17 protein-coding genes and 1 pseudogene are annotated in these 23,936 nt (G+C 69.4%); 10 read left to right on the plus strand and 8 right to left on the minus strand.

Annotation, left to right across the window (positions count from 1 at the left end):
- Positions 1 to 124 precede the first annotated feature (124 nt).
- Both ACFZBP_RS17490 and ACFZBP_RS17495 read left to right on the plus strand, forming a co-directional pair.
- A complete protein-coding gene (locus ACFZBP_RS17490) occupies positions 125 to 1,138 on the plus strand; it encodes an aldo/keto reductase (RefSeq protein WP_391413966.1) in 1,014 nt (337 codons plus the stop codon).
- A gap of 31 nt (positions 1,139 to 1,169) precedes the next feature.
- Positions 1,170 to 1,766, plus strand: coding sequence for a TetR family transcriptional regulator (locus ACFZBP_RS17495; protein ID WP_391413968.1), 597 nt, complete (start codon positions 1,170 to 1,172; stop codon positions 1,764 to 1,766).
- Positions 1,767 to 1,839: 73 nt separating this feature from the next.
- Here ACFZBP_RS17495 and ACFZBP_RS17500 read toward each other — a convergent pair whose 3' ends face one another.
- The 4 genes and pseudogenes from ACFZBP_RS17500 to ACFZBP_RS17515 all read right to left on the minus strand — a co-directional run bounded on the left by ACFZBP_RS17500 (position 1,840) and on the right by ACFZBP_RS17515 (position 5,948).
- Positions 1,840 to 2,466, minus strand: a complete 627-nt coding sequence (locus ACFZBP_RS17500; protein WP_391413970.1) for a GNAT family N-acetyltransferase — start codon at positions 2,464 to 2,466, stop codon at positions 1,840 to 1,842.
- Complete coding sequence (locus ACFZBP_RS17505; protein ID WP_062725001.1) at positions 2,463 to 2,681, minus strand: hypothetical protein; 219 nt, start codon at positions 2,679 to 2,681, stop codon at positions 2,463 to 2,465. Before ACFZBP_RS17505 ends, ACFZBP_RS17500 begins: the two co-directional genes overlap by 4 nt.
- Before the next feature lie 348 nt (positions 2,682 to 3,029).
- Positions 3,030 to 4,028, minus strand: a pseudogene (locus ACFZBP_RS17510) (zinc ribbon domain-containing protein); the annotation flags it as partial.
- Between the two features lie 474 nt (positions 4,029 to 4,502).
- The gene (locus ACFZBP_RS17515; RefSeq protein WP_391413972.1) at positions 4,503 to 5,948 is read right to left on the minus strand and encodes a DHA2 family efflux MFS transporter permease subunit; all 1,446 of its coding nucleotides are present in this window, start codon (positions 5,946 to 5,948) and stop codon (positions 4,503 to 4,505) included.
- 64 nt (positions 5,949 to 6,012) lie between these two features.
- Between ACFZBP_RS17515 and dusB the strand changes: the two genes are divergently transcribed.
- From dusB to ACFZBP_RS17530, 3 genes are all read left to right on the plus strand, one after another.
- Positions 6,013 to 7,191, plus strand: coding sequence for a tRNA dihydrouridine synthase DusB (gene dusB / locus ACFZBP_RS17520; protein WP_383449259.1), 1,179 nt, complete (start codon positions 6,013 to 6,015; stop codon positions 7,189 to 7,191).
- A 773-nt stretch (positions 7,192 to 7,964) separates the two neighbouring features.
- Positions 7,965 to 8,261, plus strand: coding sequence for an alpha/beta fold hydrolase (locus ACFZBP_RS17525; RefSeq protein WP_391414134.1), 297 nt, complete (start codon positions 7,965 to 7,967; stop codon positions 8,259 to 8,261).
- A complete protein-coding gene (locus ACFZBP_RS17530) occupies positions 8,203 to 8,589 on the plus strand; it encodes an alpha/beta fold hydrolase (protein ID WP_391413975.1) in 387 nt (128 codons plus the stop codon). Before ACFZBP_RS17525 ends, ACFZBP_RS17530 begins: the two co-directional genes overlap by 59 nt.
- A 168-nt stretch (positions 8,590 to 8,757) precedes the next feature.
- Here the strand turns inward: ACFZBP_RS17530 and ACFZBP_RS17535 are convergent, their stop codons facing one another.
- The 3 genes from ACFZBP_RS17535 to ACFZBP_RS17545 form a co-directional block, all read right to left on the minus strand.
- Positions 8,758 to 10,548 (minus strand): CDP-alcohol phosphatidyltransferase, encoded by a 1,791-nt coding sequence (locus ACFZBP_RS17535; RefSeq protein WP_391414136.1) that lies wholly within the window; start codon positions 10,546 to 10,548, stop codon positions 8,758 to 8,760.
- Between the two features lie 668 nt (positions 10,549 to 11,216).
- A complete protein-coding gene (locus tag ACFZBP_RS17540) occupies positions 11,217 to 13,154 on the minus strand; it encodes a glycogen debranching N-terminal domain-containing protein (RefSeq protein ID WP_391413977.1) in 1,938 nt (645 codons plus the stop codon).
- On the minus strand, positions 13,151 to 14,557 hold the full coding sequence (locus tag ACFZBP_RS17545) for a hypothetical protein (protein ID WP_383449255.1): 1,407 nt from the start codon (positions 14,555 to 14,557) through the stop codon (positions 13,151 to 13,153). The genes ACFZBP_RS17540 and ACFZBP_RS17545 overlap by 4 nt, the downstream gene beginning before the upstream one ends.
- A 135-nt stretch (positions 14,558 to 14,692) precedes the next feature.
- On the opposite strand from ACFZBP_RS17545, the gene ACFZBP_RS17550 reads away from it, so the two are divergent.
- The 5 genes from ACFZBP_RS17550 to ACFZBP_RS17570 all read left to right on the plus strand — a co-directional run bounded on the left by ACFZBP_RS17550 (position 14,693) and on the right by ACFZBP_RS17570 (position 22,720).
- Positions 14,693 to 15,889, plus strand: coding sequence for an ROK family protein (locus ACFZBP_RS17550; RefSeq protein WP_383449254.1), 1,197 nt, complete (start codon positions 14,693 to 14,695; stop codon positions 15,887 to 15,889).
- A 454-nt stretch (positions 15,890 to 16,343) separates the two neighbouring features.
- Positions 16,344 to 19,064, plus strand: a complete 2,721-nt coding sequence (gene ppdK, locus ACFZBP_RS17555) for a pyruvate, phosphate dikinase (protein WP_383449253.1) — start codon at positions 16,344 to 16,346, stop codon at positions 19,062 to 19,064.
- Between the two features lie 670 nt (positions 19,065 to 19,734).
- Positions 19,735 to 20,820, plus strand: a complete 1,086-nt coding sequence (locus ACFZBP_RS17560) for a SagB family peptide dehydrogenase (protein ID WP_391413980.1) — start codon at positions 19,735 to 19,737, stop codon at positions 20,818 to 20,820.
- A gap of 23 nt (positions 20,821 to 20,843) precedes the next feature.
- Positions 20,844 to 22,118, plus strand: a complete 1,275-nt coding sequence (locus ACFZBP_RS17565; RefSeq protein WP_391413982.1) for an MFS transporter — start codon at positions 20,844 to 20,846, stop codon at positions 22,116 to 22,118.
- On the plus strand, positions 22,115 to 22,720 hold the full coding sequence (locus ACFZBP_RS17570) for a GNAT family N-acetyltransferase (RefSeq protein WP_391413984.1): 606 nt from the start codon (positions 22,115 to 22,117) through the stop codon (positions 22,718 to 22,720). Before ACFZBP_RS17565 ends, ACFZBP_RS17570 begins: the two co-directional genes overlap by 4 nt.
- Here ACFZBP_RS17570 and ACFZBP_RS17575 read toward each other — a convergent pair.
- The gene (locus ACFZBP_RS17575; RefSeq protein WP_391413986.1) at positions 22,686 to 23,846 is read right to left on the minus strand and encodes an alkaline phosphatase PhoX; all 1,161 of its coding nucleotides are present in this window, start codon (positions 23,844 to 23,846) and stop codon (positions 22,686 to 22,688) included. The two genes, ACFZBP_RS17570 and ACFZBP_RS17575, sit on opposite strands and share 35 nt — an antisense overlap.
- Positions 23,847 to 23,936 lie beyond the last annotated feature (90 nt).

Here is a 23,936-nt window from a genome sequence, read left to right on the forward strand (position 1 = left end):
TCCAGACCTTCCGTCAATAGGTCTGGACCAATCTGGTTCCGAATGGGGCGTCGGCGAGGGTGTGCTGACAAGTATGGAATGACAGATGTTGAAATCTGTCAGCTGTTACGGCAGAGTGGAGGACATGACGACGACACGAACCCGCGCCCTCGGCACCACCGGCCCCCAGGTCTCCGCCCTCGGCCTCGGCTGCATGGGCATGTCCGGCATGTACGGCGAGGCGGACCACGCCGAGTCCGTCGCCACCATCCACGCCGCCCTGGAGGCCGGCGTGACCCTGCTCGACACCGGCGACTTCTACGGCATGGGCCACAACGAACTGCTCATCAACGAGGCCCTGCGCACCGCCCCGGCCGCCCTGCGCGAGAACGCGCTGGTCAGCGTGAAGTTCGGCGCCCAGCGCGGCCCGGACGGCGAGTGGTACGGCTTCGACGGCAGCCCGGCCGCCGTGAAGACCTCGGCCGCGTACTCCCTCCAGCGCCTCGGCGTCGACCACATCGACGTCTACCGCCCCGCCCGGCTCGACCCGGACGTGCCGATCGAGGAGACCGTCGGCGCCATCGCCGAACTGGTCGAGAAGGGGTACGTCCGCCACATCGGCCTCAGCGAGGTCGGCGCGGACACCATCCGCCGGGCCGCCGCGACCGCCCCGATCGCCGACCTCCAGATCGAGTACTCCCTCATCTCCCGCGGCCCCGAGCGGGCGGTCCTGCCCACCCTGCGCGAACTGGGCATCGCCGTCACCGCGTACGGCGTGCTCTCCCGCGGGCTGATCTCCGGCCATGTCACGGCCGGCCGGCAGTACGCCGCCACCGACTTCCGCGCCCACTCGCCCCGCTTCCAGGGCGCCAACCTCCAGCACAACCTCACCCTGGTCGAGTCCCTGCGCAAGATCGCCGAGGAGAAGGGCGTCACCGTCGCCCAGATCGCCATCGCCTGGGCGCTCTCCCGGGGCGAGGACATCGTGCCGCTGGTCGGCGCCCGTACCCGCGCACGGCTCGACGAGGCCCTCGGCGCCCTCGACGTGACGCTGGACGCGGCCGACCTCGCCGCCATCGAGGCCGCCGTACCCGCGGACGCGGCGGCCGGCGAGCGGTACGCCCCCGCCCAGATGGCCATGCTCGACAGCGAGCGCTGATCGCGGCGCCGGGCCCGGGTACCGTCTAGGCATGCCTCCGACCAGCGAGACCCTGACCGCCGAGCGCATCCTCGAAGCCACCGAGGAGGTGCTGCGCCGCCACGGACCGGCCAAGGCCACCGTGGTCGACGTGGCCCGCGCGCTCGGCGTCAGCCATGGCAGCGTCTACCGGCACTTCCGGACGAAGGCGGCGCTGCGGGACGCGGTCACGAAGAGGTGGCTGGACCGGACGTTCGAGTCCCTCTCCGGCGTCGTCACCGCCGACGACCTCGACCCGGAGGCACGCCTGCGCGCCTGGTTCACGGCCCTGTTCGCCGCCAAGCGGCGCAAGGCGGGCGACGAACCCGAGCTGTTCGCCACGTTCTCGGTGCTCGCCCTCGAGAACGGCGAGGCGGTCGGCCAGCACGTCGCCGACCTGACCGGCCAGCTGAGCCGGATCGTCCAGGCGGGCGTCGACGCGGGCACCTTCACGTCCACCGACCCGGCGACCACCGCCCGCGCCCTGTTCCAGGCCACGGGGCGCTTCCACGACCCCCGGTACGCCGGGGAGTGGGAACAGCCGGGCGCTGAGGGGGAGTTGGAGGCGGTCGTGGATCTGCTGGTGCGGGGGCTGCGGGCGCGCGACTGAGGGGTACTGAACTGCGAGGGGTTCCTGAGGTGTACCGAGGGTGTGCTGAGGGATCACGGGGGCCGAGTGGCCGTCACAGGCTGTCGAGTTCCCTCGTCGTACGCCCCAGGTAGGTGACCGGACCCGGCTCCGGGACGGCTATCTCGTGGAAGCCGAGGCGGTCGTAGAAGGCCCTGGCCGGGGTGTTGGCCGTGACCATGGAGAGGTGCACAGCCGGGACGCCCTTGTCCTGGAGGGCCCGCAGCAGGGCGCGCATCAGCGTGCGGCCGTGGCCCCGGCCCTGCCACGCCGGGAGCAGGTCGATGTGCAGATGGGCCGGGTAGGCGGCGACCTCCGGGACGAGCATGCGCTCCGGGTGGTGCAGGAGCCGGACCATCGCCTCGTCCGGGGTGGCCGGCGGCCCCACGGGCTCCGGGAAGCGCTCGGCCGCCGACGGGAGCCACTCGGCGCGGAAGGCCTCGACGAAGCGCGGGGTGTCCGCCGCGCCGAGGACATAGCCGACCGCCCGGCCCGACCCGTCGTCCAGGACGAACGCGAGGTCCGGTTCCAGGACGACGTACGGGAGCGCGAAGGTCGTCGGGAAGATGCCCGGGTCCTGGTAGTGGGGCCGGCTGTCGCCGCCCTCGTGGGCCGTGCGGACGCAGATGTCCTCGACGGCCTCCCGGTCCCCGGGGCGGTAGCGGCGGACGCGTGTCGTCATCGGTCGGACTGCGCCTCCGTCGGATCCACCGTCGCCTGATGCGCCTCCGCGAGATGCTCCTCCGCCTTCAGCCAGGGCAGGAACTGCGCGCCCTTGCGCCAGCCGCAGGTGTCGCATCTGATCGTGCGCTGCGCGCCTTTGCGCTGTACTCGTACGACGTGCTCGCGTCCGTGGTGGTCCCAGCGGCTCACCTTGCTCGTGTTGATCTCCAGCATGACGCCTCCAGCGTCCGAGGACATCGAAGTCTGCGTGTGCGTCGTCGTGCAGCAAGCAGTGTGCCGGACAGGCCCAGAGGCTCGCACTCGCTCGCAGGCATCAGTTTGGGAGTGACGGGCTTGATGGCAATACTTCGTCGGGTAGCTGAGATTGGTCTTGCTGCACACTGCTTCCTGTTCGCTGGGCAGATCTGCCCGCATAGGATGATTCGCTCTCCGCCCTGGTGGGCTGGAGTCCTGGACCGGCAGTCTGGTCCGGTGGCGATCGGCCCGTTCCTGGAGGATCTGCCGCACCCGCATGTGCGGTGTGTGCAGGGAAATGTCAGGGTCTCCATCTCGCTCCAGGATGTTGATCGCTCCCGCATGGTCTGCCTGCCATACGTCCCCGCACCGGGTGCAGTGAAGCCGGTCCCCTAGGCGCTTGCCGAGGATCTGGCAGCAGGGGGCGACTTGTGACGTGTAGGCCGCGTTGACCAGCGTCAGCGCAGAACCTCTGCGCTCTGACACGTGTGTGAGTGCTTCGGCCGTGATGCCTTTCGTCCATGCGGCGAGGCGGCGATTGGTGTTCTTGCCAAGTCTCTTCCGCGATACGAAGGGTTGGGTGAGGTCTTCGGCGATGATGTGATTCGCCTTGTCCACGACGGCATGGACGGCGGTGAAGGTCACTGTGCGCACGCGTGACTTGAACCGACGGCGGCGCCGGTCCCGCTTGATGGTACCGAGGTTGTTGGCCGTGATCCGGTCGGCCTTCGCATGGTTGCCCGCGTTCCGAGCCCTCTCGATGACGGCTCGGATTCTGGCCCGACGGGCGTTCTTGGTCTTGAGGTAGTCGGACTCGGTTCGCAGCAGATAGCCGAGTTCTTGGCCATGGTGCTTACCCTCGGAGTCGGTGAGAACCTCGCTGTATCCCTTGTCCACAGCGATCTTCGCCGTTCCACAGGGACGTAGTTCACGCAGGTCGGCCGCATCGACGGCGTAATGGACTTCAACGCGCCCGTCGCGAACGATGAGACGCAGGGTGCCGGTGGGCGTGACGGTGGTGTTCAGTGGAATGCTGATCATCTTCCGGCGCGCCAGAGACGGGACCGCGAGCCAGACGTTTCCCTCTCCGGGCAGGGTGAATGAGCGGTACTGGTCGGAGCGCACCACGATCTGGTTCACGGTGCGGGAGACACCGTGTCGCCAGTGCTTGCGCATGAGTCGGCACAGGAACGCATTGCTCGTCCAGGTGTCGCGCTTGAGCGCGGTGTAAGCATCCCTGCGCTCTTTTTCTGTGTGATAGTGACGATGGATTGCCTTACGGACCAGCACTTTTGCGGCTTCGCGAGATGCCTTGATATCGGCCATCGCGTCGCGCAGGGTTTCCTTCCAGGCATTTGCCAGGACGTCGAAAGCGGCAGCCGTGCCGTCAGCCAGCCATTGGTCGCGGATCTGCCGGTCCGAGATGCCGACTCCGTTGATGGATCCGTACCTGCGCCACACCAGGGCTCGTACCGCACCCAGTCGGTGCGCCTGCTCGGCGAGTTGGCCGTACTTCGCTCTGTTGAGGTTCTTGCTGTATGCGATGCGGGTGACCTTCACTGCCTGCCCGTGCCCCTGCCAGCGTGAAGGCGAGAGTGTGTCTTCCGTGGTCCGCCCATCCCCTACCCCTGTTCAGGTCCGCCATGACGGCTCCGTCTCTGATATCCAACGAGGTCCGTGAGTGGAGGTCACGCATTCGATATCGGAAAGTCTGTTCTCATTCGGAGATGGAGACGTCGGCTGACGCGCACGTCGGCAGGACGGCTCGGGTGTGACGGGGACAGCGGCGGCGGGTGTCGTTCAGGCCCGTACTCTCGGCACGTCGCGAATCTCAGCCGACTCCAACCTCTCAGCCGTACGTTCAGCCGTACGCCGAGCCCACGGCCCGCTGGTCACCAGCCCCGCCACGAGAACCACAAGCCCGCACCCGGTGAGGATCCACCACCCCGGCCCGGCGGCCGACACGAACGTGTCCTTGTACGACGACGCCCCCACCCCGGCCGCCAGCACGGCCCCCACCACCGCCACCCCCAGCGTCTGCCCCAGCTGACGGCTCGTGGAGGCCACGGCCGCCGCGACGCCGGCCTGCGCCCGCGGCATCCCGGACACCGCCGTGTTGGTGATCGGCGCGTTGACGAACCCGAATCCGATCCCGAACACGGCGTATCCGAGGACCAGCGTGACGTTGGACGTCTCGGCCTCGAACAGGGCGAACAGCGCCGCGCTCAGCGTCATCGCGGTACCGGCGATCAGCAACGGCAGCCGGGGCCCCCGCGTGCCGACCAGCCGTCCGGCGAGCGGTGCGCACAGGAACATCGGGGTCGCCATCGGGAGCATCCACAGCCCCGCGTGCAGGGCGTCCAGCCCTCGTACGTTCTGCAGGTACAGCGTCGACAGGAACAGGAACCCGCCCAGCGCGGCGAACGCGCCGATCGCGATCACCGTGGCGCCGCTGAACGGGGCCGAACGGAAGAACCGCAGGTCGATGAGGGGTTCGGTGCGGCGCGGCTCGTACCAGAGGAGGCCGAGCAGGGCCGCGAGGGCGATGATCGCGAAGGGCAGGACCGCGGGGAACCCGGCGTTCGGGGCCTCGATGATCGCGTACGTCAGCGAGCCGAACAGCGCGATCACCAGGAGCTGGCCGACGGGGTCGAGGCGGCGGGCCTTGGGGGCGCGGGACTCGGGGACGTGGAGGAGGGTGAGGAGGAGCGCGGCCAGGCCCACCGGCAGGTTGACCCAGAAGATCGCCCGCCAGCCCACCGAGTCCACGAGCAGGCCGCCGACCAGGGGGCCGGCGCCCATCGATATGCCGACGACCGCTCCCCACACGCCTATCGCCCGTGCGCGTTCACGCGGGTCGACGAAGGTGTTGGTGATGATCGACATCGCCACCGGGTTGAGCATCGAGCCGCCGACCGCCTGGACCATCCGGAACGCGATCAGGGAGTCGAGGTTCGGGGCGAGGGAGCACAGCGCCGAGCCGATGGTGAACAGGACGAGGCCCGCCATGAAGACGCGTTTGCGGCCGACGCGGTCCGCCGTGGAGCCGGCCAGCATCAGGAGGGAGGCCAGGACGAGGGTGTACGCGTCGATCGTCCACTGGAGGCCTGAGGTGCTGGCGTCGAGGTCGCGTTGCATCGCGGGGAGGGCGACGTTGAGGGCTGTCGTGTCGAGGCTCACGATCAGCAGGCTCATGCAGCAGATCGCGAGGACCAGCAGGCGGCGGCGGGGGCTGAGCTCCGGCATTCTTGAATAGTACGCCTAACTAATGAATTTCGCCGCTGTCGGTCCGGTACGTGAGAATGGGGGGATGTCCATGACCGTCCCGCCCGTCGTCCCGCCCGCCGGCTCGCCCGTTGTCCCGCCCCTGCGGATCGGGCCGCACACCGTGCAGCCGCCTGTCGTCCTGGCTCCCATGGCCGGGATCACCAACGCGCCCTTCCGGACGCTGTGCCGGGAGTTCAGCGGCGGCAAGGGGCTGTTCGTCAGCGAGATGATCACGACTCGGGCGCTGGTCGAGCGCAACGAGAAGACCATGCAGCTGATCCACTTCGACGAGAGCGAGAAGCCTCGTTCGATCCAGCTGTACGGGGTCGACCCCTCGACTGTCGGCAAAGCCGTCCGCATGATCGCGGAGGAGGGGCTGGCCGATCACATCGACCTGAACTTCGGGTGCCCGGTGCCGAAGGTGACCCGTAAGGGTGGGGGGTCCGCGCTGCCGTACAAGCGGAATCTGCTGCGGGCGATTCTGCGGGAGGCGGTGAGCGGGGCCGGGGAGCTGCCGGTGACGATGAAGATGCGCAAGGGCATCGACGACGACCACATCACCTTCCTGGACGCCGGGCGGATCGCCGTGGAGGAGGGCGTGACGGCGATCGCGTTGCACGGGCGTACTGCCGCTCAGCACTACGGGGGGACCGCGGACTGGGATGCCATCGCTCGGTTGAAGGAGCATGTGCCGGAGATTCCCGTGCTCGGGAACGGGGACATCTGGTCGGCCGGGGACGCGGTGCGGATGGTGCGGGAGACCGGGTGTGACGGGGTCGTTGTCGGGCGGGGGTGTCTGGGGCGGCCGTGGTTGTTCTCGGATCTGGTGGCGGCGTTCGAGGGGCGGGACGGCGACGTCGCGCGGCCTGCGTTGCGTGAGGTGGCCGACGTCATGGTGCGGCATGCCACGCTGCTCGGGGAGTGGATCGGGGACGAGGCGCGCGGCGTCATCGACTTCCGTAAGCACGTGGCCTGGTATCTGAAGGGCTTCGCGGTCGGCTCGGAGATGCGCAAGCGACTGGCGATCACGTCGTCGCTGGCGGAACTCCGGGACGGGTTGGACGAGTTGGACCTGGATCAGCCGTGGCCGGTGGGGGCGGATGGGCCGCGGGGGCGTACGTCCGGGAACAACCGGGTGGTGCTGCCGGATGGGTGGTTGCGGGATCCGTATGACTGTGCGGGAGTGGGGGAGGAAGCCGAGCTGGATACCTCCGGTGGTTGAGCGGGGATGCCTGCGGCGGCCTGTTGGGGTTGGGTGGGGGTTCGCGTAGCGCGGTTCGGCGGGTGGCTGGGTCGGGGCCGTGCCGGGGGGTGTCCGTCCTCGGTCCGGCGGGCGGGCGTGGGCCAGGAGGTGCCGCGTGTTGACACCGGACTCTGCGGGCGGACACCCCCCGACACGTCCCCTTGCCGCCGTGGGCGACCGCGGGTTCGGTGGGAGTACGCCGTCCAGCGACTTGTTGGGCATACGGCCCCCTGCCCGAAGCCACGTTCCGCGACGCGCCGAGGGGACTCCGTCCTCAACCCCCACCCACCCGAAGGGGCTGGCGTGCAGGGTATCGGGTTGCGTCCCAGGGGCTATGTCAGTGCCGATGACTCGGGGGGATCGGTCGTGCCGCGGCATGGTTGCCGGCGGATCTCGCCGATGCCACTTGGCTGACCGGCGGCGAGGCCATTGAGGACCTGACCGCGCTGCGGGGCCAGGCAGGCGCGTTCGGCTCCGTCGCCTCAAGATTCTTCTGGCCCGCGACGCCTTCGGTTGCCCGCTCGCGCTGCTACGCCGTTGGAGCGACGCCTCAAGCAGACGGGATTCCAGGCCCGGCCCGGAAGGGGAAACGCAACGTTGTGACAGGTCATGCAGCAGGACATGTGATTCCGTACGAGGTACAGGGCAGCGGTCCGGAGCGGGTCCTCGCACTCCACCACTGGCTCAGCGACAGGTCGAGTTTCGGCCAGCTGCGGCGGTACCTGGACGGGAGCGCGTTCAGTTACGCGTTCGTGGACTGCCGTGGGTACGGCGAGGCGATGGACACCCCCGGCACGTACACGATGGAGGAGGTCGCGGCTGATGCTCTCGCCGTGGCCGACGATCTCGGCTGGAACACCTTCTCGGTCATCGGTCACTCCATGGGCGGCAAGGCGGCTCAGCTGATGTTGCTGGACGCCCCCCTCACGGGTCCGCTCGATCGTTGGCATCTCGCCGGTACCCGCGTCCGGGTTCCCGCTCGAAGGGGAGATGTGGGAGCTGTTCGTCGGGGCCGTGGAGGATTCCGGCAACCGCAGGACGATCTTTGACATCACCACCGGCAGTCGCCACGACGGTGCATGGCTGGATGCCAGGGTGAGCAGCTCGGAACGCTCCTCGTCGGCGGCCCTGCGCTCGTACCTCGAATCCTGGACTCGCGGCTCCGACATCCACGAGCGGGTCGAGGGAAATCCGACTCCGGTGCTTGTCGTAGCCGGTGCGAACGACCCGGCGATGGGCCCTGACACCATGCGGTCCACCTGGTTGCAGTGGTATCCGAACGCCGAACTCGAGGTCTTCGACGACGTCGGCCACTTCGCCCCGGATGAGAACCCAGAGGCCCTGGCGACAGTGGTCGAAAGATTCCTCGGCGGCTAGCCTGCGCGTTTCACTTGCAGGTGACGTCCAGATCTTGACCAGAAAGGCGAATAGGGACTAGGCCCTTTGGGCCGATGACGGGGGCTGAGGCGGCAGCCCCCGTGGGGTGGAAGGGGCGGAACCCGTGGGGATGGGACGGGTAGGGGCGGCGGGGCGAGGGAGTTGGGGTTAGTTGGAGGGGTGGGGGGTGGAGCCGTAGGCCGTGAGGAAGTGGTCTCGGAAGGCGCTCATCTTCCAGACGGGGGCCTTGGGGGCGGGGCGGAGGCCGTCCGTCCAGTGCCAGGCGGTGATTTTGTCCAGGATCTTCGGGTCCTTGGCGACGATGGAGATCGGGACGTCTCGACTGGCCTTGGTGCCACTCACCCGGGAGATCGGCTGATGGTCGCCGAGGAAGACGAGGACGGTGTCGTCGGTGCCGTAGCGCTCCAGCCACTGGGTGAGACTCGTGACCGAGTACGAGATCGACTTGCCGTACTCCTGCTTGGAGCGCGTGGAGTCGGAGATGATGTCCGCCGGTTCGGTGCCGGCCCGCTGGATCGGCTGGAAGAGGGAACCGTCGCCGAGGTCGTTCCAGTCGACCATCTCGGGGATCGGGGCCCAGGGTTGGTGGCTGGAGGTCAGGATGATCTCCGCCATGAGGGGCTTGTCGCGCTTCCTGCCGTGGACCTGGCGCTGGAAGGCCTCCAGGGCGTATTGGTCGGGCATGGTCGACCAGCTGAACTTCGGTCCCTGATAGCCGAGTTGGAAGGCGTTGTAGACCTTGTCGAGGCCGTAGTACTGCTGTTCCGGCCAGCCCTTCTGGACGCCGGGCATCACGCCGACCGTGTCCCAGGCGCCGGTCTTCTGGAAGGCCTTGGTGAGGCTGAGGTGGTCGCTGGCCATGACGGTGCGGTAGCGCTGCTGGTTGTCGATCCACAGCCCGGAGAGGGTGGTGGAGTGGCCCAGCCAGCTGCTGCCGCCGTACGTCGCCGAGGTGAGCCAACCGCTCTTCGCGTGGAAGCCGGCGTCCGCCAGGGCCTTGGTGCTGGTGTCGAGGGTGCTGGTGACCCCGGGGGCGATCAGGGGGTCTTCGAGGGCGCTGCGGCCGTAGCTCTCTATGAAGGTGAACAGGACGTCCTTGCCGCGTAGGTCCGGGACCAGTTGGGCGGGGGGCGTGTTGCCGAACGTGTCCGACTTGGCGTCCTTCGCGAACGCCGCCTCGTCGTGGAGGGTGTCCATCGCGCGGCGGGCGTGGACCTTGATGACGCCGGCGGTGTGGTCCGCGGCGAGGGGGACGCCGGCGATCTGGAGGCCGAAGGCCGTGCAGGTGATCCAGACGGTGCCGGCGATCAGGGCGCCCTTGGAGGCGGTGGGTTTGTGGTGGGCGAGGGTGTTGGCGACGCGGATGGTGGCCAGGGCGACGAGGGTGATGAGGAGTACGACGAGGAGGATGACGCCGATGGCGAGGAGGGTGGTGGTCGTGCCGCCCAGGGAGTCCTTCAGGTAGGACTGGGCGTCGTCGAGGAGTTCCCAGTCCAGGATGATGTTGAAGTGGCGGCCGAGGTATTCGTTGTAGCCGATGTCGAGGATGTTCAGGGCGGTGAGGGCGCCGAGGGTGGCGCCGGATATCGCTGCGGTGATCAGGCGGGGGCGGCGGGGGAGGCTGAGGAGGAGGGCGGCTCCGATGACGGCCTCGGCCGGGAGACGTAGGAACTCTGTGGCCTTGAGGTTGCCGAGGGTGTTCGGCATTTGCAGGCAGATGTGGATCAGGGCGGCGGAGAGGGCGGTCAGGGTCCAGCGGAGGTAGGGGGCGGGGGCGTTCGGCTTGCCGGCCTGGGCCTGGGCCTCGGCTTCGCCTTCGGCCGAGTCGTTCCCACCCGCACCACCCGTGCGGCTTTCGTCGTCGGGTGCGGGTGGCCCCGGCGGGGCGGCCTCGCCGTCGGCGGCCGCGGGTTCGGGGGTGGGGGCCGGCTCGGTGATGGGCTGCGCCGACTCGGCGGTGGATGGCGCGGCCTCTCCGGCCGACGTGCTGGCCTGGGCTGTCGGTTGCGCGGACTCCTCCGTCGACCGGGTGGCCTCAGCCGTCGCCAGCACGGCCCCCTCGGTCGCCAGCGCGGCCTCTTCGTTCGGCCGCGTGGACTCCTCGGTCAGCAGGGCAGCCCCACAGGTCGCCGCCCCCGCAACCCCGTCCACCGACCCACCGGCCCCCTCACCCGATCCCGCAGCCTCGTTGCTCGGGTGCCCGGCCTCGTTGCTCGGCTCTCCGGCCCTGTTGCTCGGGTCCCCGGCCCCGCTGCTCAGTCCTCCGGCCCCGGTACTCGGCCCCCCGACCCCGGTACTCGGCCCCCCGACCCCCTCACCCAACTCCCCGGCACCCTCACCCGCCCGCGACGCCCCCGGCGTATTCGCGGTGGTGGCGGGCGGTGGGTCGTTGGGGGAGGTGGGGGTGGTGTTGGCCGGTAGGCGGCGTAGGCGTGTGAAGACGGGCACCCGGGGTCCTTCCGTGGAGTGTGTGGCGGGCCTCGCTGGGGAGGCTGGGGGCCCGCCACACCCTCGTACGGGGCGCCCTCGGGGCGTGTTCAGCCGGGGCGCCCCAGCGCTCGGCAAACACCCGGCAAACGCCGGGCCAACACGTCCGCGGTGGGCCGCTACGCTCCGCCGACCGCCGTGAGCAGGGCCAGGGGGGCCGCCGCCGAGCGGGATTCGCGGACGCAGGCGTGGGGGTACGGGACCGGTTCGGGGTGGGTGTCGCGGCCGTAGCCGGCGAGGACCTCGGGCAGGCGGTGGCCGGTGGTGGTGGCCGCGTCCACCAGGGCGTGGGCGACCGTGCGGGCCTCGTCGTGCAGGCCGTAGCGGGCCAGGCCCAGGGTGATCAGGGCGTTGTCGTGCGGCCAGACCGAGCCCCGGTGATAGGAGAGGGGGTGGTAGGCGGGCTGGCCGGAGGCCAATGTGCGCACGCCCCAGCCGGAGAAGAAGTCCGGTTCGAGCAGGCGGCGGCCCACCGCCTCGCCGTACTCCTTGTCGAGCAGGCCGGACCAGAGCAGATGGCCGGCGTCCGAGGCGAGGGCGTTGACCTGGTGTCCGCCGCCGTCGAGGGCGAGGGCGGGGAAGGAGTGTTCCGGCATCCAGAAGTCCTGCTGGAAGCGGTCGCGCAGGTCGGCCGCCGCCTGTTCCAGCAGCGCCGCGTAGGTCTCGTCCTGCCAGACCGTGCGGGCCAGCCATGCCGTGCGGCGCAGGGCGTCGTAGGCGTAGCCCTGGGCGCCCGCCGCCATGACGGGGCCGCCGGGGCGGGTGCCGTCGGCGGAGCAGATGGCGCCGGGGGAGTCCTTCCAGTTCTGGTTGGCCAGGCCGCCCTGGTCGGCCCGGTAGACCAGGTAGCCGCGGGAGGTCAGGCCGCCGTGGTCCAGCATCCAGCCGATCGCCGCGCGGGCGTGGGGTTCGAGGCGGTGGGCGAGGGCGGTGTCGGCTGTCTGCTCCACGTACGCGCCCAGGAGGATCAGGAAGAGCGGGGTCGCGTCCACCGAGCCGTAGTAGCGGCCGTACGGCACCTGGGCGAAGTGCGCCAGCTCGCCGTGCCGTACCTCGTGCACGATCTTGCCGGGCTGGGAGACGGCGTCGGGGCCGGTCTCGGTCGCCTGGGTCGCGGCGAGGGCGGGGAGCGTGGCGGCGGCCAGGCGGGGGCGGTAGGGGAGGGCGAAGAGGGAGGTGAGGAGAGCGTCCCGGCCGAGCAGGGTCAGGAACCAGGGGGCGCCGGCCGCGGGGACGCGGAGTTCCTCGCTGTCGGGGCCGGTCGCGGGGACCTGGAGCGCGGCCAGGTCGGCGAGGCCGCGGGCGCAGGCGGCGGCCAGTTCGGGCCAGCCGGTCGGGAAGGCCACGCCCTCGACGAACTCGCCTTCCAGGGAGAGGAGTTGGGTGGTGAGGGAGGAAGGGGAGCGGGGGACGCGCAGGGCTCGTTTGTCGCCGTGGGGGCGGGCCATCACCCGGAGGGTCAGTTCCTCGGTGCCGTGTGGGGGCAGGTCGAGGGTCCACAGGAGACGGCGGGCTCCGGTGCCTGTCTCCTCCACCGTGTCGGGGGGTGGGTCGGCCGTGACGGTGGTCAGTGAGCGCCAGTCGGCTCGCTGGTACGTGAACTCCACTCCGTGGTCCAGGACCTGGCGGGAGCGGGTGGCGCCGGACTTGGCGTAGGTGCGGTGGTCCGAGCGCAGTTCGAACTGGTCGGTGAAGTCGGCGTCGGCGGTGATCGCGAGGCGGATCGTCGTGGGGACGGGGCGGTTGCTGGTGACACGCAGGGACTCGATGAACGCGTTGTCGCCGACCGCCTGTTCGCGGAAGACGGTGTAGGCGGGGGGCTCGTTGCGGCCGCCGCGGGGGACCAGGACGCAACGGGCCGTGTCTCCGTCGGCGACCGGCGTCAGGGTCTCGGGCACCGCGCCGTCCACGGTGAGCTGCCAGCGGCTGAGGTGGCGGGCGTCGCGTACGAACAACCCCTCCGGGGAGCCGGCGGTCCGTACGCCGCTGATGTCGCCGCCGTCACCCACGGCGGCGAACGTCCCCCCGAACACGAGCAGATGATGCCGGTCCGTCATCCCCGGTTCCCTCCCTTGATTTCCTTGACCGCGGTGGGTTCGGTGTGGCTGTGCAGCAGGTCCAGCGAGAGCGCGGCGGTCCAGCTGAAGCCGGTCGCCCCGCAGGCCTCGCCGGTGTACGGGTCCACGTACTCCGCGAAGTCGGAGCTGTGCGCGATGTCCAGGACCGCTTGGCGCAGGGCGTCGGCCCGGCCGTGCTCCCCGTGTGTCCGCAGGCCCCGCTCCAGCAGCCAGTTGGTGTTGAACCAGGCCGGGCCGCGCCAGTAGCGGTGCGGGTCGAAGGCCTCGCCGAGGAGGTCGTAGCTCGGGACCAGGCGGGTGGAGGCGCCGAGGCCGAAGTGGGCGGACTCCGTCGTACGGACCAGGCGGGTGGCGATGCCCCTGGGCAGGTCGGGCAGGAGAAGGGGGACCAGGCCCGAGACGGCTCGCTCGGGGACGAGGCCCCCGCCGCGGAGGTCGCGGCACAGGAACATGTTCCTCGCGGGGTCCCAGAGGCGGTCGATCAGCGTCGCCGTCAGCCGCCGCGCGCGTGCCTGCCGGGCCGTGCCACTCGCGCCCAGCTCCTCGGCGATCCGGGCGAGCGCGTGCTCGGAGGCGATGAGCAGGGCGTTGAAGGAGGGGTCCTCGACGGCGAAGTCCCCTGCGCCGTCCGCGTAGCCGCCGTCGCGGTAGTCCGTCGCCAGTCGGACGTAACGGCCGTAGTCCAGGTCCGTCGGGCGGTCCTCGGGCGCCCCGTGGTCGAGGTCGGCGCGGCGGAAGGAGCGGGCCGGGGCGGGGCGGACGCGGGCCAGCGGGGCGTCCCAGCAGGGGCTGTTGTCCATGCCCTGTTCCCAGGGGTGCACGACCGACGCCAGGCCGGCGCCGCCCAGGTCCCGGCGGTGCAGCAGGTAGCGGTGCCAGGCGGCGAGGCGGGGATACATCCGGGTGAGGAAGCCGCGCGCCCGGGACAGGCCGGGGTCGGCGCGGTGCACCAGCCAGGCGGCCAGCGCGTGCACCGGTGGCTGCACGATGCCGGAGGTCTGTACGGTGCGCGGGGCGCCCGCGGCGCGGCCAGCCGTCGAGGAGCGCCAGAAGTCGGGGCTCGGGAAGTAGGCGTCGAGGGGGACCGAGGGGTTGAAGACGATGTGCGGGACACGGCCGTCGTCCCACTGGGCGGCGAGCAGTGTCTCCAGCTCCGTCTGCGCCCGTAACGGCGAGATGTGCCTGAGGCCGATCGCGATGAACGCCGAGTCCCAGGACCACTGGTGCGGGTACAGGCTGCGGGAGGGGACCGTGGAGCTGCCGGTCCAGTTGTCCTCCAGCACCTTCGCGGCTCTGACGTGCGGCGACGGCGGTCGACCAGGCGGATCGTATGCGATCGAGCGTTCCGTGGAACGGGCGACGAGTTGGGCGGTGCGATCCACTCGGCACTCCCCGAGAGACGTGCGACTGACCGGTTCGGCCAGTGCGACCGTAGAGTTACGTCTATTTAACACGCAAAACTCAATATGTAATGCACGCTTGAGAAACACAAGGGGGTGCGCATGACTGGACGGGGTATGGCTGGACGGGGTCAGACCGGCGCCGGAGATCTGCTCCAACTGGTGCGCAGCGGCCGGGCCGTGACGCGCGGAGCACTCCAACAGGTCACCGGGCTCTCCCGGGCCACCGTCGGCCAGCGGCTGGACCGGCTGTTCCGGGCGGGGTGGCTGCGCGAGGGCGCCGGAGGGCCGGTGGACTCGCCGTTGGGCGGCCGCCCCTCCATCACGTTGGAGTTCGACGACGAGCACGCCGTCGTCCTCGCCGCCGACCTCGACACCCGGCACGCCCGGGCCGCCGTGCTGTCGCTGACCGGCGAGATCCTCGCCGAGCACAGCGGTGCGCTGGTCGTCGAGGACGGGCCGGACGTGGTGCTGGGCGAGTTGGGGCACTGGTTCGCCGAACTGCTGGAGAAGACCGGGCGCCGGGCCGACGAGGTGGGCGGCATCGGGCTGGCGGTGCCGGGGCCGGTGGACAGCGAGACCGGCCGGGTCGTCCAGCCGCCGATCATGCCCGGCTGGGACGGCTACGACATACGGGAGCGGCTCGCCCGGGCCTTCGGCGAGCACACGGGCGCCGCGGCGGTGCCGGTCCTCGTCGACAACGACGCCAACCTCATGGCGTACGGCGAACAGCGCACCGCCTACCCCGACTGCTCGGCGTTCGTCCTGGTCAAGGTCTCGACCGGCATAGGCGCCGGCGTCGTGGTCGACGGCTCGATCTACCGGGGTGTCGACGGCGGCGCGGGCGACATCGGGCACATCCGGGTGGGCGCGGACGCGCTGTGCCGGTGTGGTTCGTACGGCTGTCTGGCCGCCGTCGCCAGTGGTGGTGCCGTGGCCCGGCGGCTGGCCGAGAGCGGGGTGCCGGCGGCGTCCGGATCGGATGTGCGGGACCTGCTGGCGGCCGGGGACCCGGGGGCGGCGGCGCTGGCCCGGGAGGCCGGGCGACAGGTCGGGGACGTGCTGGCGACCGTCGTGACCCTGCTCAACCCCGGGGTGCTGATGATCGCCGGGGACCTGGCCGGGACGGCCTTCCTCACCGGGGTGCGGGAGCTGCTGTACCAGCGGGCGCTGCCGCGCTCCACCGCTCATCTGGACGTCGTGACGTCGCGGCTGGGGGAGCGGGCCGGGCTCGTGGGCGCCGGGGCGCTGGTCGTGGAGCATCTGTACGCGCCGGAGCGGGTGGAAGAACGGCTGGTCGCGCTGGGTGTGTGACGGGGGAGCGGGCCGGTGCGCGCCGTCGTGCGCGAGGGTGCTTGTGACGGGCGCGTTTCCGTCCCGGGAGCACGTCCGCATGGTGAAATCCGGGCCTCTGTGGCAGCGTGATTCTCGCCACCCTTGATAAGGGTTGCGCTCAGATGAGCGGATCTTGAGCGGCTGCACTTCTCCAAGGGGTGGCACTGGGTGCCACCCCTTGATCGTTCATCGATCGAAATCAGACGTGCGGGATGGCCGCTCAGATGAGCGGGAAACCGCACTTGTGGACGCTCTTGCGTTCAAGAAGTGAAAACATCCGCCCGTCTCCGCTTGCCAAGCCTTGACTTTCGATCCACTGGCGGACGGGTGGTTACAGGCGTATGACGCGTGAGTAGACGTACCCAGACGCCTTCGATCTGGGTATGTTCCTCGCCGTCAGGGCAGCCACCGCGTCCTCGAGGGAGTCGAGACCGTGTCGGAAAACAAAGATCCTCACGTAGCGAAGTTCGTTTACGACTTCACCGAGGGAAACAAGGACCTCAAGGACCTCCTGGGTGGCAAGGGCGCCAACCTCGCCGAGATGACCAACCTGGGCCTTCCCGTTCCCCCCGGGTTCACCATCACCACGGAAGCCTGCAAGGTCTACCTCGACAGCGGCGAGGAGCCGGCGGCACTGCGTGACGAGGTGAGTGCGCACCTCGACGCCCTCGAGACCAAGATGGGCAAGAAGCTCGGCCAGGCCGACAACCCCCTGCTGGTCTCCGTCCGTTCCGGCGCGAAGTTCTCCATGCCCGGCATGATGGACACCGTCCTCAACATCGGGCTCTCCGACAAGTCCGTGAAGGGCCTCGCCGACCAGGCCGGCGACGAGCGGTTCGCCTGGGACTCCTACCGGCGCCTCATCCAGATGTTCGGCAAGACCGTCCTCGGCGTCGACGGTGACCTCTTCGAGGAGGCCCTCGACAAGGCCAAGGAGGCCAAGAAGGTCACGGTCGACACCGACCTGGAGGCCGCCGACCTGAAGAAGCTGGTCACCGCCTTCAAGAAGATCGTGAAGAAGGAGGCCGGCCGCGACTTCCCGCAGGACCCGCGCGAGCAGATGGACCTCGCCATCGAGGCGGTCTTCAACTCCTGGAACACCGACCGTGCCAAGCTGTACCGCCGCCAGGAGCGCATCCCCGGCGACCTCGGCACGGCCGTCAACGTCTGCTCCATGGTCTTCGGCAACCTCGGCCCGGACTCCGGCACCGGTGTCGCCTTCACCCGCGACCCCGCCTCCGGCCACCAGGGCGTCTACGGCGACTACCTCCAGAACGCCCAGGGCGAGGACGTCGTCGCGGGCATCCGCAACACCGTGCCGCTCGCGGAGCTGGAGTCGATCGACAAGAAGTCGTACGACCAGCTGATGCAGATCATGGAGACGCTGGAGAACCACTACAAGGACCTCTGCGACATCGAGTTCACGATCGAGCGCGGTCAGCTGTGGATGCTCCAGACCCGCGTCGGCAAGCGCACGGCGGGCGCGGCCTTCCGGATCGCGACCCAGCTCGTCGACCAGGGCCTCATCGACGAGGCGGAGGCGCTCCAGCGCGTCAACGGCGCCCAGCTCGCGCAGCTGATGTTCCCCAAGTTCGACGACGACGCGAAGGTCGAGCAGGTCGGGCGGGGCATCGCGGCGTCGCCGGGTGCGGCGGTCGGCAAGGCCGTCTTCGACTCGTACACGGCCGTCAAGTGGTCGCGTTCGGGTGAGAAGGTCATCCTGGTCCGCCGGGAGACCAACCCCGACGACCTGGACGGCATGATCGCGGCGGAGGGCATCCTCACGTCCCGTGGCGGCAAGACGTCCCACGCGGCCGTCGTGGCGCGCGGCATGGGCAAGACGTGCGTGTGCGGCGCGGAGGAGCTCGAGGTCGACACCAAGCGCCGCCGGATGACGGTCCCCGGCGGACACGTCGTCGAGGAGGGCGACGTCATCTCGATCGACGGCTCGTCCGGCAAGGTCTACCTGGGCGAGGTCCCGGTGGTCCCGTCCCCGGTGGTGGAGTACTTCGAGGGCCGGATGCACGCGGGTGCGCAGGACGCCGACGAGCTGGTGGAGGCCGTCCACCGCATCATGGCGTTCGCGGACCGCAAGCGCCGGCTGCGGGTGCGTGCCAACGCGGACAACGCCGAGGACGCGCTGCGCGCCCGTCGCTTCGGCGCCCAGGGCATCGGGCTGTGCCGTACCGAGCACATGTTCCTCGGTGACCGGCGTGAGCTGGTCGAGCGCCTCATCCTGGCCGACACGGAGGCCGAGCGCGAGGAGTCCCTCAAGGAGCTGCTCCCGCTCCAGAAGCAGGACTTCGTGGAGCTGTTCTCGGCGATGGACGGCCTGCCGGTGACGATCCGTCTCCTCGACCCGCCGCTGCACGAGTTCCTGCCGGACATCACGGAACTGTCGGTCCGCGTGGCGCTCGCGGAGTCCCGCCAGGAGCCGCACGAGAACGAGCTCCGCCTGCTCCAGGCGGTGCACCGGCTGCACGAGCAGAACCCGATGCTGGGCCTGCGCGGCGTACGCCTCGGCCTGGTCATCCCCGGCCTGTTCACGATGCAGGTCCGCGCGATCGCGGAGGCCGCCGCCGAGCGCAAGAACGCCAAGGGCGACCCGCGCGCCGAGATCATGATCCCGCTCGTCGGCACCGTCCAGGAACTGGAGATCGTCCGCGAGGAGGCCGACCAGGTCGTCGCGGAGGTCGAGGCCGCCACCGGGGTGAAGCTGAAGCTGTCGATCGGCACGATGATCGAGCTGCCGCGCGCCGCGCTGACCGCCGGTCAGATCGCCGAGGCGGCGGAGTTCTTCTCCTTCGGCACGAACGACCTCACCCAGACGGTGTGGGGCTTCAGCCGGGACGACGTGGAGGCCTCGTTCTTCACGGCGTACCTGGAGAAGGGCATCTTCGGAGTCTCCCCCTTCGAGACGATCGACAAGGACGGCGTCGGCTCCCTGGTCGCCGCCGCCGCGAAGGCGGGCCGCGAGACCCGCCCCGACCTGAAGCTCGGCGTCTGCGGCGAGCACGGCGGTGACCCCGAGTCCGTCCACTTCTTCCACGAGGTCGGCCTCGACTACGTCTCCTGCTCGCCGTTCCGGATCCCGGTGGCGCGGCTGGAGGCGGGGCGGGCGGCTTCGGAGTCGGTGGGGAGTGATCACCGGTAGGTCCTGCGGAGCCGGTAGGTCCTACGGCCACTGACCGCCCCCACGGCCACCACTGGTCCGTAGGGCCGGCGAAAACTCCGGAGTCGTCGCCTGTCCCCGACCCTCAAGACCGATGGGCGGCGACTCCGGTGCACGAAAGAGGGCGGCACCCTGTGCGGGGGTGCCGCCCTCTCCCGCGTTTTCTGCAGGGGTCTTCGACGCGTTCACCAAGCGGTGTAAAAGAATGCGCCCCATTTTTGCTGCAGGGCATTTCGGTACATATCCTCTCGATCGGGTGCGGCGCCCCGAGGGGAGAACGGGCAATCGGGAGTATTCGCCAGTAACGCTCCATTCCCTCATGGATCCACAGAGGTTGATCAAATCCATTGTTGTTTCCTTGAAGTTGTAAAGACGCTGCAAACGATCTTGTGGAATTTAGTGACGCTGCGTGAAGATCAACTCTGTCGGGAAACACCGACTTCGGATCAGCTGAAATCGGGGGGTGAATCAAATGGAGAACACTCACGAGGCTCTGATCGTCGTGGTGGAGAACGAGGGCGAGTCCCTGCTCTGCTTCGACACCGTCGACTAATCACGGCGGATCCGGTCGACGTAACGGCTCCTTGAGGCTGTGGCGTCGACCCGGCCCGGATCTGAGAACAGGGCAGTCCAGGAAACAATGAAAGTACGTTTGGTCAACCCGGTGTTCCTGAGCCTGAGTGGGGCGGACATATTCGCCTCGTCTCCCCGCGTGGAAAAGCGGGTCCGGCTTCACCCAAAGGTGGCCGACCTGCTCGTCTCGGCGCGCGAACCGGTGGACTTCGAGGCGCTGACCTCGGGTGATCCGGCACTTCAGGGTGCGGCTCGCAACCTCATCGACCTCGGCTTCCTCGCGGAGGCGGGCGATGTCGACTCCTCCGAAGAGATCCCCAGCCCTTGGCGTGAATGGGGAAACGTTGCTTGGCAGTTTCATACCTCCATACGCAACGCGCCATTCGTCAGGGGCAAGCAGGGTGATATTCCGGAGTATTATGCCGGACTGGCCGAGCGCGGAGAGAAGCCGGCGAACAGCAAGGCGTATGGCCGTGAGGAGGAGATGGTCTTCCTCCCTCGGGTCTGGACCGACATGAACACAAGCTTCAAGTCGGTTCTCGAAGGGCGCAGAACGCACCGGGATTTCAGCGACGCCCCCATTGAACTCGATACGTTTTCTTCCCTGCTTCACTACACCTTCGGACCGCTGCGGTTCGTCGATGCCGGCACTCTGGGAGTACTGCAGCTGCGGGCCAGTGCGTCCGGCGGTGCCCGGCATGAGGCCGAGGCCTACCCTGTGGTCTTCAATGTGCGCGGCGTTCAGCCGGGTGTATATCGCTACGACGCGATCCGCCACGGTCTCGTGCCACTGGGCGATGCCGTACCCCCAGAGGAGATCGAGCGGCTGATCCACCACCAGACCATCGCCAGAAACGCCGCGTTCTGCGTTTTCACTACGGCGGTCGCGTCCCGGATGTCGTGGAAGTACCCCCACCCCAGGGCCTACAAGATCCTTCTGCACAACGTCGGCCACCTGTCGCAGGTGTTCGCCATGACCGCCGAGGCCCTCGGCCTCGGCGCCGCGCTCACGGGCGCGTTCCGCGACGACGAGGTCGAGGACCTGTGCGCACTGGACCAGGCTGACGAGTTCCCGACCTTCTTCATGGCCTGCGGTGTGCCGCTCCGCCAGGACGACGGCATGCCTCTGCGCTACAACGCGCCGGCCCGTCCCTCCCCGCAGTGACTTCGGAAAGCAAAGGAGATGACGTGGCCGGCGACAAACGCTCGCTGCTGCCTCTGCAGCACGCCGCCTTCAGGAACGTTGTCGCGGGCCGCTTCGTCAACTATCTCGGCAACGGCATCGCACCCATCGCACTGGCCTTCGCGGTACTGGATCTGACAGGGTCCGCGTCCCAGCTGGGTCTCCTCGTGGCCGTGCGCGCCGTGTCCAGTACCGCCGTCATGGTGCTGGGCGGCATCCTCGCGGACAGGATGCCCCGCGCCCTGCTGATGCGGGGTTCTGCCCTGGCCGCGGGAGTCGTCCAGGCCATCGCCGGAACAGCCGTCATCCGCGGCTGGTCCTCGATGTCCCTCCTGGTCTGCCTCGCGGCCGTGAACGGCGTGTTCTCGGCGCTGGCCCTGCCGGGCAGCATGGCGGTGGTTCCCCAGACAGTCCCGAAGGACCTCCTGCGCCAGGCAAACGCCTTGCTGCGCATGACGACGAACCTCGCGGTCGTCGTGGGATCTTCGGTGGGCGGCATGCTGGTCGCACTGTGCGGCTCGGGGTGGGGCCTGATCGTGGACGCCGCGACCTACGCGGTTGCCGCCTTCTTCTTCGGCAGGGTACGCACGACAGGCACGGTCGCACCTCCCAGGCGCAGGAGCCTGCTCTCGGACATGCGCGAGGGCTGGTCCGAGTTCGTCTCGCACACCTGGCTGTGGATCGTGGTCCTGCAGGCGACGGTGTGGCAGGCGGTCTGGGCCGGGTGCATCCAGGTTCTGGGCCCGTTCATCGCGGTTCAGGGAATCGGCAAGGCCGCCTGGGGCTTCGTCCTCGCCTCCTACACGGCCGGGACCATCGCCGGTGGACTGGTGGCCCTGCGTTGGAAACCGCGCCGCGGCGTGGCGGTCGGCGTGGCGCTCACCTCGGTGAGCGCGGTCCTTCCTCTCGGACTCGCCCTGGGCGACTCCCTGCCGCTGTTGCTCGGCGCGGGGTTCCTCGCGGGACTGTGCATGGAACAAGTCATGGTGGCCTCAGGCGCCGCGGTCCAGAGCAGTGTCCGGCCGGACCGCCTGGCCCGGGTGGCGTCCTTCCAGATCATCGGCTCTCTGGCGGCGGTCCCTCTGGGGCAGGCACTGGCCGGGCCCCTGGCGGACCGGACCGGGACTCGCGACTTCCTGGTCGGTGGCGCTTTGATCATCGTTCTCGCCGCGGCCCTTTCTCTTTCCAGCCGAAGCGTGCGCAACGCGGGCCCGCCTGACGAGGAACCCACAGCCTCACCCGACCGCGAGAGCCGATCCGTAGTGGAAGGAACACGATGACGACCCGCGCGCAGTCGCCGGTAGCCCTGGCTCCCATGACCCGGGAGGACTTCGACTCCTACGTCCCCTACGTCGTCGCGGACTACGCCTCCCGAACCGCCGCGGCGGGCGTGACCTCCAGGGACGAGGCACTGACGCGTGCTCACCACGAGTTCAGCCGGCTCCTCCCGCGGGGCCTCGACACACCGGACAACCACCTCTACATGATCACGGTGGCCGGCGAAGCATCCCCGATCGGCCGTTTGTGGTACGCACTGCGGGGTTCCGTCGACAGCCGGTACGCCATGATCCTGAACATGGAGGTCGATGCCGCCCACCGCGGCCGCGGGTACGGAAAGTCCGTCATACGCGCATGTGCCGCGTCGGCTCTGGCAAACGGCGCGAAGGGGCTGCGTATCAACCTGCTGGGGGAGGACACCGAGAACAGACGCCTCTACGAGAGCCTGGGGATGTCACCGATGAGCATCCTGATGAACTGGGATCTCACGGCAACGGAACAGCACCCCGGCGAAGGGCAGGCCCCACTGAGTGCGGCCTGCCCGGCTCCGCCACGAACGCCACGGACCGTTACGAACGGAACGGCCCCCGCACCTCGTACGTGATCCCACCTGACGAACTCCCACTGGTCCCCCGCTGGCTGGAGAAGTACAGCCGGCTGCCGTCCGGGGAGAACGCCGGGCCGGTGATCTCCGAGCCGGACTGGCCGTCGATGCGCAGGAAGGGGGCGATGACGTCGTCCGGGGTGATGACGCAGATCTCCATGTTGCCGCCGTCCTCGGCGACGAAGAGGTCGCCGGAGGAGGAGCCGGTGATGTTGTCGACGCCGGTGAGGGGGGCCGTGCCGGAGGTGACGAGGGAGTCGTCGTACGCCAACTCGTAGGTGTTGGAGGTCAGGTTGAGCTGCCAGACACGGTTGTCGCCCTTGGTGGTGAACCACACCGTGTCGTCGGCGTAGTGGCAGCCCTCGCCGCCGTTGAAGGACTTGGAGCCCGAGACCTGGGAGCGGGTGGCGGTCGGGGAGCCGTCCGGGTCGGGGACGTTGGCCCAGGTGAAGGAGCCGGACGTGGCGCTGCCCGCGACCATGACCTGGAGGGTGCCGGAGGAGAGGTTGCCCCAGGTGTTCGGGACGAAGCGGTAGAAGCGGCCGTCCGTCTCGTCCTCGGTCAGGTAGATCACCTTGCGCACCGGGTCGGCGGCCGCCGCCTCGTGCTTGAAGCGGCCCATCGCCGGCCGCTGCACCGCCGCGTTCACCCCCCAGGGGTCGGTCTCGTAGACGTACCCGAGGGAGACCTCCTCGCAGGACAGCCAGGTGTTCCACGGGGTCTTGCCGCCGGCGCAGTTCTGCCGGGTGGAGGACAGGATGCGGTACGCGGCCGTGATCGCGCCCGTGGAGGAGAACTTGACCGCGCTCGCGCCGCCGGAGGGGTTGATCTCGGAGTTGGAGACGTAGATCCAGCCCGACCCGTCGGCGTAGCAGGCGCCGCCGTCGGGTGCGTTGTGCCAGGTGTAGGACGTACCGGTGACCGTCTGGCCGGAGCGGGCGATGACGCGGCTGGTGAAGCCGCCGGGGAGTCTGATGCCGTTGGCGTCGGGGGAGCCCAGTGCCCCGTAGGGGCCGGTGCCGGGCTGGGCCGGGGCCGCGTACGCGGCGCCTCGCCACAGGGTTCCGCCGAACACGGCGGTCGAGCCGCCGAGGACGGCCGCACGCAGAAGGCTACGACGTTCCACTCTCACTCCAAGAGGTGCCGTATCGCCCCGTCGCCGGTCGACGACGGGGTCGTGCGTGGGGGGCGGCATGGAACCTAGGGGAGCAGGGTG

This window comes from Streptomyces sp. NPDC008086 (assembly GCF_042957325.1).
GTDB lineage: Bacteria > Actinomycetota > Actinomycetes > Streptomycetales > Streptomycetaceae > Streptomyces.

What these genes read in the sequence shown, in the direction of transcription:
- dusB (WP_383449259.1), top strand. Translation starts at nt 6,013, where the DNA reads ATGTCCATGACCGTCCCGCCCGTCGTCCCGCCCGCCGGCTCGCCCGTT.
- ACFZBP_RS17530 (WP_391413975.1), top strand. Translation starts at nt 8,203, where the DNA reads ATGTGGGAGCTGTTCGTCGGGGCCGTGGAGGATTCCGGCAACCGCAGG.
- ACFZBP_RS17490 (WP_391413966.1), top strand. Translation starts at nt 125, where the DNA reads ATGACGACGACACGAACCCGCGCCCTCGGCACCACCGGCCCCCAGGTC.
- ACFZBP_RS17500 (WP_391413970.1), bottom strand. Translation starts at nt 2,466, where the DNA reads ATGACGACACGCGTCCGCCGCTACCGCCCCGGGGACCGGGAGGCCGTC.
- ACFZBP_RS17495 (WP_391413968.1), top strand. Translation starts at nt 1,170, where the DNA reads ATGCCTCCGACCAGCGAGACCCTGACCGCCGAGCGCATCCTCGAAGCC.
- ACFZBP_RS17570 (WP_391413984.1), top strand. Translation starts at nt 22,115, where the DNA reads ATGACGACCCGCGCGCAGTCGCCGGTAGCCCTGGCTCCCATGACCCGG.
- ACFZBP_RS17540 (WP_391413977.1), bottom strand. Translation starts at nt 13,154, where the DNA reads ATGACGGACCGGCATCATCTGCTCGTGTTCGGGGGGACGTTCGCCGCC.
- ACFZBP_RS17515 (WP_391413972.1), bottom strand. Translation starts at nt 5,948, where the DNA reads ATGCCGGAGCTCAGCCCCCGCCGCCGCCTGCTGGTCCTCGCGATCTGC.
- ACFZBP_RS17550 (WP_383449254.1), top strand. Translation starts at nt 14,693, where the DNA reads ATGGCTGGACGGGGTCAGACCGGCGCCGGAGATCTGCTCCAACTGGTG.
- ACFZBP_RS17505 (WP_062725001.1), bottom strand. Translation starts at nt 2,681, where the DNA reads ATGCTGGAGATCAACACGAGCAAGGTGAGCCGCTGGGACCACCACGGA.